This window comes from Occallatibacter sp., from assembly GCF_036502485.1.
In the GTDB taxonomy this organism is placed as follows: Bacteria; Acidobacteriota; Terriglobia; order Terriglobales; family Acidobacteriaceae; genus Telmatobacter.
In genome coordinates this window covers 1-9,674 of sequence record NZ_DASXYM010000053.1, presented here as the reverse complement: position 1 = coordinate 9,674, position 9,674 = coordinate 1, and the positions used below count along the sequence as shown (strand labels likewise).

Here is a 9,674-nt window from a genome sequence, read left to right as displayed (position 1 = left end):
ACTCCTTCAGAATCCCCACAATCTGCTCTTCGCTGTAACGGCTCTTACGCATCTGAAGTCCTCCTCGTCAGGGCCTCATCGACCCAATTTATCGGAGAACTCTCACTCCCGCTGGACTAAATCAAAGGATGCAGCTCAGCGAGGATTCTGCAGAAGGTTGTAGAGACGATCACACGTCTCCAGGAGGGAATCGCCGAGCAGGAGTACGTGGTGACAAATGGCAGGATCGAAGCGGCACTCTCAGATACCGGCGGCGCGCCGCTGATGCGCGTGTCGCACGAGATGGGCCTGGCCGTAAGCAAGGTGAGAGACGCTATCTGGGATTACCGCGGCGAATTAGAGGAGGTGCTGCATGAGAGCAACGCCGGTTTTTGAAGCAGGCAATCACCGCTGGTGGGTGCTCTATGACCAGGATGAGCGCCGTGTCATTGACTCGAATGTTTACATCGTGGAGTCGAACGGAGAGGCAGCGGTTCTCGATCCGGGAGGATTTGAGATCTTTCCCCAGGTTCTGGCGGCAGTGGCCGACGTGGTGCCGCCAACTTCAGTGGTGAAGGCATTTGCCTCGCATCAGGATCCAGATATCGCCTCCAGTCTGCCGCTATGGAACGCATGCAACGACAAGCTGCAATGGTATGTTCCCAGCCTGTGGGAAGGGTTCATTCGGCACTACGGCGCGTTGGATGCCGTGATGACGGGAATTCCCGATGAGGGAGGAACGATGATGGTCGGCGGCCGCAAGCTGGAGATTATTCCAGCGCACTATCTGCATGCTTCGGCCAATCTCCATGTTTACGACCCTGAAGCGAAGGTGCTGTTCTGCGGCGATGTGGGAGCGGCTCTTCTTCCGGCGGGTCACGGAATCTGGGTCGGTAGTCGGCGGGGGAGCGATTCGGCTCGGGCGTTTGAGGAGCACATTCAGCATGCCAAGTATTTTCATCAACGCTGGATGCCCTCGAATTCCGCAAAGAAGGATTGGATCAATCGGGTACGGCAGTTGCAGATTGACTATCTTTGCCCGCAGCACGGCGCGATCTACGCCGGCGAAAACGTGGAACGCTTTCTGAACTGGTTTGACGGCCTCACCGTCGGATCCGCAATTTCTCGCTAAAGGAGCTCGATCATGGCCAGCGCGATCACAGTGAATCCCAGTCGACCCGCTAAGAGAAACGCCGCCAAGGCGAAACCTAAAATCAAGCCCCGCGGCACCGCGCAGCGGCCGCCCGAACCGGCTACTTCGGCCTCGAAGACTGCGCCTGCCCATGAGCGGCGAGCTGCAGCGGAGCGGCAAAATCTGCTTGATCACGCACGCGCGCTGCTGGAACCTCTGGCCAGTCTTGAAATGCTGTGCGAAGCCGACGAAAAGATGGAGAACCCCATCTTCTACATGAATCGCAGCGCCGTCGAGACAATGAATATGAATCACCGCAGACTGAATCCGCAGCTCAGGGGCGCGGATGTGCGTCACGCGCTAAGCCGGTCGATTCATCAGTTTCATCGCGATCCGGAGCGCATCCGCAACGTCTTTAGAACTCTGATGGCCGACCCCGCCGCGGAGCACTCCACAGAACTTACGCTGGGCGGAGTGACCTTTGCTCTGAGTTTTACGCCGGTGTTGAACCGAGAGGGCAAGGTGATTGCCTTTCACGCTTCGTGGCGCAACATCAGCGACGCGAAGCTGGCAGAGCAGGTGATCGGGAGCATGAGCAAGGCTGCGTCCGCAAATGCCGAATCGCTGATGGGCGTGGCGGGCGAGACAGACCGAGCCATGAAGGGTGTGGGGGGCACGTTGAGCGGGCTGGCTCAATCGGTGGCCGAGAGCCGCAAGAGCTCGCAGGATCTCATTTCGCAAGTGGGGGCCATCGGGCGAATCGCCCAGACAATCCGCGAGATTGCTTACCAGACCAATCTTCTGGCATTGAACGCGGCCATCGAGGCAGCGCGTGCCGGCGAGCACGGCCGCGGGTTCGCGGTGGTCGCCGATGAGGTGCGCAATCTATCCAAGCGGGTACAGAAGGCGACCGAGGAGGTGCAGAGCAACATCAGCGACATCGATGGCTCGGCGAGGAACATTGAAAGGACCAGCCACTCGGCCGAACAGACCGCCCATGGCGCGGAATCGGTCACCTCCTCATTGAGCGAACGCGTCCAGTCGCTGCACAATCTGGTGGCCGTAATGAATATCGACGCGGCAAGAAACGAGACTCGGATTTTTATCCGGAATAGGCTTGCCGGCCTTGGCAGCCGCACCGCCAATTCGGCTGCGGCCGCGGTTCCCGATCCACGCCAATCCGGCTTTGCTCGCTGGTATGAGGGCGTCGGACGCGAATCTCTGGGTCAGCTTCCCGCTTTCCTGGAGATGGAGGCTCCGCATGCAGCCATCTACTCTACCGCCCGCGCCATGAACTCCGCTCTTGAAGCCTCTGACCGCGAGGAAGCAATGCGCCAGGCTGGCGAGCTTTCGCGGCTTGAACAGGAATTCCTGGGCAAGCTGGACGCGTTGAGTGCCGTTCTCACTGAGAAGACGAGTTAAGGAGCCGCGCCATGAGTGACGTACTGCGTGAGGTTGAAGAGCGGTCGAAACTTGCCGGGACGAATAAGTTCGAGTTGCTGATCTTCCGCCTGGGAGAGGATCAGAACTCCAGAACGCGCGAGATCTTCGGTATCAACGTGTTCAAAGTGCGCGAAGCTCTCATTATGCCGTCTATCACGCCGATGCCGGGATCGCCAAAGCACGTGCTGGGCGTTTCGAACATTCGGGGTCAGATCATCCCTGTAATCGATCTTTCTTCGGTGGTGGGATGCAGGCCGACCGCGCACAACATTCTGCTGGTCACAGAATATGAGCGCTCTGTTCACGGCTTTGCGGTGGAAGAGGTAGAAGAGATTGTCCGGCTGGAATGGGATCGCGTGGTGTCTGCCGAGAAGTCGGCGGCCGGCACGCTCGTAACGAGTCTGGCGCGGCTAGATGAAAAGGAAGAGAATGCGCGCCTGGCGCTGATTCTGGATGCGTGAAGTTTTGCCGTCGCGTTTCAAAATCGGCGGAGTCAGGAAGATGCAAAAGCGCGCATTGGGCAAGGGCAATCTTGAAGTTTCCGCACTCGGACTGGGGTGCATGGGTATGAGCTTCAGCTACGGGCCGCCGCCGGATCGCAACGAGATGATCAAAGTTCTGCATGCGGCGGTGGATCGCGGTATCACGTTCTTCGATACGGCCGAGGTGTACGGGCCTTTCACCAACGAAGATCTGGTGGGCGAGGCGCTCGCGCCCTACAAGGGCAAGGTGGTGATCGCCACGAAGTTTGGCTTTAACCTGAACCCCGACGGCAGCCCCGGTTGGCAGGGGCTCAACAGCCGGCCTGAGCGCATACGGCTGGTTGCGGAGAACTCGCTGAAGCGGCTGCGCGTGGACGCCATCGACCTGTTCTATCAGCATCGAGTGGACCCCAACGTTCCCATTGAAGATGTGGCGGGCACGGTGAAGGAACTCATTGCAGAAGGCAAGGTGAAGCACTTCGGCATGTCGGAAGCCGCAGCCGCGACGGTTCGCCGCGCGCACGCCGTGCAGCCGGTGACCGCGGTGCAGAATGAGTATTCGCTGTGGTTCCGGCGGCCGGAGGAGGAGTTGATTCCGATGCTTGAAGAACTGGGCATTGGAATGGTGCCATACAGTCCTCTAGGCAAGGGCTTTCTCACGGGAAAGATCGACGAGAGCACATCGTTCGACAAGACCGACTTCCGCAACACGCTGCCGCGGTTCACTCCCGAGGCACGCAAGGCGAACCAGAGGCTCGTTGACCTGCTGGGCAAAATAGCGAAACAGAAGAACGCAACCCCAGCGCAGATCGCACTCGCGTGGCTGCTGGCGCAGAAGCCCTGGATCGTTCCGATTCCCGGCACAACCAAGCTGCACCGCCTGGAAGAAAACATCGGCGCAGTGGAAGTTGACCTGTCGAAGCAGGATCTCGAGCAGATTGAGAACGCCGCGGCGGAGGTCAAGATTGAAGGTGCGCGTTATCCCGAACACATTGAGAAGATGACGAACCTGTAGGGGAGACCGGGTGGTCAGGTGGTCAGGCTTTCAGCCTTAGGTTCGCAGTCCCGTGTTGTGGCCGGCTGAGCTGAAGGTTGAAGGCTGCTTCCTGCGGACCGTCCGGCCTGCGCCCGTTATGCTTTCAGGCGGAGGTGTCAGCAAAAAAGATGACACGTCTTTGAGCGCAACCGCCGCCGCGCCGCCAAGTCAACAAACCCCTGGAGATTAAGCGCGCAGGCAAGAGAGGCGGCCGCCTCTTTCTTAGGTTGCCGGTCTAATGCCCTCTTCCGGCCAGCGCCGCGCCCAGGCAGCGCATCAGGATCACCACGTCAAGCCAGACGCTCCAGTTTTTGCGATAGCTCTCGTCGGGAGAGATATAGGAGTGGAGCTCGGACCAGTGCGCTTGATGCAGCGCCCACAGTCCCGTCATCCCGGGATTGACCTCGAAGCGCCGAAGCCGCGGGACTTCGCTTTCCGGCGAGTCGGCTGCCATCACCGGCCGCGGTCCCACCAGGCTCATTTCGCCGCGTAGCACGTTGACAAGCTGCGGAAGCTCATCCAGCCCAAAGCGGCGCAGAAGGCCGCCGAGCCTGGTGACCTGCCCGTCCGCCGTCATGGTGCGAAACTTCACGCACCGAAACACGTGCCCATCCCTGCCCAGCCGCCGCGACACAAACAGCACCGGCCCGCGCGATTCCACCTTCATCGCAATGGCCATCGCAGCCGCCAGCGGGGCCAGCAGCACCGCCCCGCTCAGCGCAATCGTAATGTCCAGCGTGCGCTTGGCGAGTGCAGCCGGGTCGCCGGCCTCGCGCCCCGGCGCTGCCCGGTCTGCAATATCCAGCGATGGGAGAACTTTTTCCCAGGAATTCGATGTATCCATTGTGTCCATCTCACTTCCACCGGGTAGCGCCGGCGCTCAGGGTCTTCTCCTGAGGGAACGTCTGCAAAGACGACGCCGCGTGCCGGAATACATCATGAGGTGCAAAGTGCATCACGATGGCCCGTGCTCTGCTTCAAACTGCGAGATTTGTTTATGCCGGATCCGGCCAGTTCCAGAAATTCAGACCCGGAAGTTCCCCCGAAGACGAAGGCAGAAGAATCAGTTTCTAAATGAATGTTTCAAGCTGCACTCTCGCAGCAATATCAGAGGTTGTAATTGAAGAGTGCAGAGAATATTTTGCTGCTGAACGCCCTTACAGCATCGCCTGACCAGCCCGAACATGCAAGTTAAATTTGGTGCGGTTCTTCGCTTCTCGAGCTAAACGCTTCAATTTAAAGGAACCTCGTAGGCGTCCAAACGCAAAAACTGCTGGATGTCCTCGTCCTCCGACTCCATAAAAGCTTTGAGCGGCCCAAAGAAGTGCACCTTGCCCCCGTGCAGAAACAGCACCAGGTCTGCGAGCCTCTCCGCGAACCGCATGTCATGCGTGACCACGATGCTGGTGTAGCCCAGCTGGCTTTTGAGCCGCTGAATGATGCTCCCCAGTCGCTTTGCGATCAGGGGATCCACCATGGTGGTCGGCTCGTCGTAGAGAACCACCTCCGGCTGCGCAGCCAGCGCGCGGGCAATGGCCACGGCGCGGCGACGGCCGGTGGAAAGGCTTGCCGGCAGCAAGGCGTCCACATCCGCTGCGCCCACCAAGTCCAGCAGCCTGTCGACCACCTGCTGAATCTGGTCTTCCTCGAGGCCTCCGCGCTCGCGCAGCGGAAACGCGACGTTCTCGCGGACGGTCAGCGAGTCAAACAGGGCTCCGTTCTGAAACACCATCGTCACGCGCCGCCGGATCTCATTCATCTCCGTTTCGCCCAGCGCGGTAATCTCCTGCCCTTCCACGCGCACCGAGCCCGAATCCGGCTTGAGGAATCCCATCAGGATGCGGAGGGACACTGACTTGCCCACGCCGCTGCGCCCCAGGATGCACAGCGTCTGGCCCTTGCCCACGTGGTAAGTGACATTCTCCAGCACTGGCCGCCCGCTGAACGCGATCGACACATTGTCAAAGACAATGGTGGGCTCAGGCGTGCCGGGTTGCGGCGCTCCTGTCCCATTCCCCGAATTAGCAGTCAGATCAGCCATGCCCCAAGTTCAGCTTACCCGAGTCGCTTCAACACCGACTCGACCTTCTCCAGCTCTGCCGGCGTATTCACATTCCAGAACCAGCGATATGGCGGCCACTCGCGCACGCCGCCGGCTTGCGCGACCATCTCCACCGCAACAACGCGCATGCCAGCCCGGGAGAACGCCGCGAACACCCCCGACCGCCCGGATGCCAGTTCCGCCGATAGCGCAGCCAGGGTTTCCCGCCGCACCACCGCCGGAAAGGTCTGCGCGAAACCATTCAGGGAGGCGACCGTAACCGCCGCGTCCGTCACCTGCGCATGTTCGATCAGGAACTGAAGCAGCGAAGCAGGAAGCAGGGGCAGATCGACAGGCAGAAACACAACCCACTCCGACCCTGCCGCTCGCAGCGCCGAGCACACGCCACTCAGCGGCCCTGCATCTTCTGCCTCGTCGGGAACCACTGGCGCAAACGCGCTCAAGTCCCCTCGCGCACCGGCAAGCCGCGCCGCTATCCCGGCGCTGCGCAGAGTCTCCAGCGCCCGCGCAATCAGGGGCTTTCCTGCCAATTCGACGAGCGCCTTGTCCCGGCCCATGCGGCTCGACCGCCCGCCGGCCAGCACAAACCCCTCCACCGACACTCTCTCGCCCAAACCCAACCTCTCACGGGAAGACACAGGAGGCGGCGAACCCGGAGTCAGCAGCACGGCAGGTGCTCAAATGCTCAAGCGCCCGCTTCCTCCAAAAATCGGACAAGCGATTCAATGCCCAGGCGGAAATTCTTCAGATTGAACTTCTCATTCGGAGCATGCAGATTGTCATCCGGCAGCCCGAAGCCCAGCATCACGCTGGGCAGCCCCAGATGCCGGTCGAAATCCCCCACAATCGGAATGGACCCGCCCGAGCGGATGAACACCGTGTCCTTGCCCCACACGTCGTGCATGGCACGCACAGCGGCCTGAATGTACTGATTGTCCACCGGAATCAGGCACGGATCGCCCTGGTGAATCAGCCGCACCGACACATCCACACCCGCCGGAGCAATCTTCTCCACGTACGCCTTGTACTGCTCGAACGCCTTGGCGGGCGTCATGTTCGGCACCAGCCGCATGGACACCTTTGCCAGCGCCCTGGCCGGAATCACCGTCTTCGCACCCGCGCCGGTGAATCCGCCCGGCATGCCGTGCACCTCCAGCGTTGGCCGCGCCCACGTGCGTTCCAGCACGGTGTAGCCTTCCTCGCCCACCAGCGTCTTCGAGCCCACCTCGCTCTCGCGATAGTGCTCCTCGTCGAACGGCAGGCTCTTCCACGCGTCCAGCTCTTGCTGGCTCGGCGCATGCACATCGCCATAGAACTCCGGGATCAGAATGTGCCCGTTCTCGTCCTTGAGCTTAGCCAGAATGTGCGCCAGCGCCATGAAGGGATTGGGGGCCGCCCCGCCGTACATGCCCGAGTGCAGATCGGTCTTGGCGCCCTTCACCTCAAGCTCGGTGTAGATCATGCCGCGCAGTCCCACGCATAAGGTCGGCAAGTCAGGCGCAAACATCTCGGTATCGCTGACCAGGGCGAAATCGGCCTTGAGGTCCGCCGGCTTTGAGGCCACATACGCGGCGATGCCTTCGCCGCCAACTTCCTCTTCGCCTTCCAGCAGCACCCGAACATTCAGCGGAAGCCCACCGGTGGCCAGCAGGCTTTCAAGAGCCTTTACCTGCATCCACACCTGGCCCTTGTCGTCCACAGCGCCGCGCGCATACACGTTGCCATTGCGCTCCGTCGGCTCAAAAGGCGGCGACAGCCACTCATCCACCGGGTCCACCGGCTGCACATCGTAGTGCCCATAGACCAGCACCGTGGGCTTGCCCGCCGCATGCAGCCAGTCCGCGTACACCATCGGGTGACCGCCTTCGTGCACCGTTTCAATCAGCCTTACGTTCTCCATCCCGATGCGCCGGAACTCCGCCGCCAGCGTCTCGGCGGCCGTGCGGCAATCCCCGGCATGCTCGGGCAGTGTCGAAATCGACGGAATCCGCAACAGGTCCTTCAATTCATCCAGAAACCGCGCGTGGTTCTCACGCGCAAACGCGACCGCAGGTGACGACATTCCGGGGACCCTTTCGTCCAACGAACTAAAATGTGAACCAACATCAAAGTATAGGCGCTTCACCCCCTGAGAAAGGAACGACGCTCTCCTGTCGATGACATCGTTCATGAGCCTATTCCGGCCTGCTGTTTTTTGCCTGGTTCTCGCTGCCCTGACGCCCCTTGCCCCGGCCCAGCCGGAACCCTCTGCCTACGTCCGAGGGAACTCCTTCGGCATCCTGTTCGCTTACTCGAACGATTCGAGCCATATCCTCTTCGGCCAATCCGAGCAGCGGAAGCTGCTCAGCATTGGCGTGAGCTACAGCCGCAGACTCATCGCCGGCCGCATCGTCAATTTCCAGTACGATGCCGAACTGCTCCCCGTCGCTCTCGAAAGCGATCCCCTCACCCGCAGCGCCAACGTGCAGACCTCACCCACCCAGGGCACCTTTGTCATCGACGGGCTTTCGCCCATGATCCAATGCAGCCCGTTCGTGAATGAATACAACTACACCATCAACGACGTCACCTACTCCGGGGTCGACACCTTTACCTGCCACGGCCGCCGCTGGACCATGGGCGAGTCCATCGCCCCCGCCGGGCTCCAGTTCAACTTTCTTCCCCGCCACAAAGTCCAGCTCTTGATCGAGTCCCACGGCGGCACCATGTTTGCGACCCGCACCATCCCCACCGTGAACGCCGGGTCGTTCAACTTCACTGTCGATGCCGGCATGGGATTTGAGTACTTCCGCACCCCTCGCCAGTCCGTGCGCGTCGAGTGTCGCTATCACCACATTTCCAATCACGACACCTCGTTCGTCAACCCCGGCATCGATAACGGCCTTTTCCAGGTCGCCTACGTCTTCGGCCGCTGAAGGCGATAACCCGCCATATCGCGCAGGGGTGCCCCGTTCAAGCTCTGCCGGGGCGGGATCCCAATCCAGTTTCAGCACAATCCCAACCGTCCTCCCATCGTTTACGATGCTCGTGAACCCGCAGGCTCCGCTCACCCCATCCCCCGCGAGGCCACTCATGAATCAATCCTTCGATGCCATCGTCGTCGGCGCAGGCCAGGCCGGCCCGTCGCTCGCCGTCCGGCTCGCCAACGCCGGACAGAAAGTCGCCCTCATTGAGCGCCATCTCTTCGGCGGAACCTGCGTCAACACTGGCTGCACGCCTACCAAGACCATGGTGGCGAATGCCCACGCCGCTCACCTCGCGCGGCGCGGCCGCGACTTCGGCTTCAATGCAGGTGAGATTCGCGTGGACCTCCGCGCGGTACAGGCCCGCAAGGATGCCGTCGTCCAGCACTCCCGCTCCGGGGTTGAAAGCTGGTTACGCGGGACGGAGAACTGCACGGTCATTCAGGGTCACGCCGCATTCGAATCGTCCCGCACTCTCCGAGTCGGAAATGACCTGCTCGAAGCACCGCAGATCTTCCTCAATGTCGGCGCCCGACCGCTCATCCCCAGCATGCCCGGCGTCGACAAGGTGGCGTTC

At 61.0% G+C, this 9,674-nt stretch carries 11 protein-coding genes; 7 read left to right on the top strand and 4 right to left on the bottom strand.

What is annotated here, in order from left to right:
- Window positions 1-210: 210 nt before the first annotated feature.
- Genes VGL22_RS08805 through VGL22_RS08785 form a run of 5 tightly spaced genes read left to right on the top strand, consistent with a single transcriptional unit; the run spans window position 211 to window position 4,051 of the window.
- A complete protein-coding gene (locus VGL22_RS08805) occupies window positions 211-375 on the top strand; it encodes a hypothetical protein (protein WP_465266535.1) in 165 nt (54 codons plus the stop codon).
- Window positions 353-1,111 carry an oxygen-binding di-iron domain-containing protein gene (locus tag VGL22_RS08800; protein WP_465266534.1) on the top strand — a complete coding sequence of 253 codons (759 nt, stop codon included), beginning with the start codon at window positions 353-355 and terminating at the stop codon, window positions 1,109-1,111. The genes VGL22_RS08805 and VGL22_RS08800 overlap by 23 nt, the downstream gene beginning before the upstream one ends.
- 12 nt (window positions 1,112-1,123) lie before the next feature.
- On the top strand, window positions 1,124-2,533 hold the full coding sequence (locus VGL22_RS08795; RefSeq protein ID WP_465266533.1) for a methyl-accepting chemotaxis protein: 1,410 nt from the start codon (window positions 1,124-1,126) through the stop codon (window positions 2,531-2,533).
- A gap of 11 nt (window positions 2,534-2,544) precedes the next feature.
- A complete protein-coding gene (locus tag VGL22_RS08790) occupies window positions 2,545-3,015 on the top strand; it encodes a chemotaxis protein CheW (RefSeq protein WP_465266532.1) in 471 nt (156 codons plus the stop codon).
- A gap of 40 nt (window positions 3,016-3,055) precedes the next feature.
- Window positions 3,056-4,051, top strand: coding sequence for an aldo/keto reductase (locus VGL22_RS08785; RefSeq protein ID WP_465266531.1), 996 nt, complete (start codon window positions 3,056-3,058; stop codon window positions 4,049-4,051).
- Window positions 4,052-4,307: 256 nt separating this feature from the next.
- On the opposite strand, the gene VGL22_RS08780 is transcribed toward VGL22_RS08785, so the two are convergent.
- From VGL22_RS08780 to VGL22_RS08765, 4 genes are all read right to left on the bottom strand, one after another.
- Complete coding sequence (locus VGL22_RS08780; protein ID WP_465266530.1) at window positions 4,308-4,916, bottom strand: sugar transferase; 609 nt, start codon at window positions 4,914-4,916, stop codon at window positions 4,308-4,310.
- A 387-nt stretch (window positions 4,917-5,303) separates the two neighbouring features.
- On the bottom strand, window positions 5,304-6,113 hold the full coding sequence (locus tag VGL22_RS08775; RefSeq protein ID WP_465266529.1) for an ABC transporter ATP-binding protein: 810 nt from the start codon (window positions 6,111-6,113) through the stop codon (window positions 5,304-5,306).
- Between the two features lie 14 nt (window positions 6,114-6,127).
- Window positions 6,128-6,748, bottom strand: coding sequence for a molybdenum cofactor guanylyltransferase (gene mobA, locus VGL22_RS08770; RefSeq protein ID WP_465266528.1), 621 nt, complete (start codon window positions 6,746-6,748; stop codon window positions 6,128-6,130).
- 71 nt (window positions 6,749-6,819) lie between these two features.
- A complete protein-coding gene (locus VGL22_RS08765; RefSeq protein WP_465266527.1) occupies window positions 6,820-8,196 on the bottom strand; it encodes a dipeptidase in 1,377 nt (458 codons plus the stop codon).
- Window positions 8,197-8,302: 106 nt separating this feature from the next.
- Here VGL22_RS08765 and VGL22_RS08760 point away from each other — a divergent pair, with 106 nt between their 5' ends.
- Together VGL22_RS08760 and VGL22_RS08755 are read left to right on the top strand one after the other, a co-directional pair.
- Window positions 8,303-9,049, top strand: a complete 747-nt coding sequence (locus VGL22_RS08760) for an acyloxyacyl hydrolase (RefSeq protein ID WP_465266526.1) — start codon at window positions 8,303-8,305, stop codon at window positions 9,047-9,049.
- Window positions 9,050-9,206: 157 nt separating this feature from the next.
- The coding region (locus tag VGL22_RS08755; protein WP_465266525.1) for an FAD-dependent oxidoreductase at window positions 9,207-9,674 on the top strand (468 nt) is incomplete at its 3' end.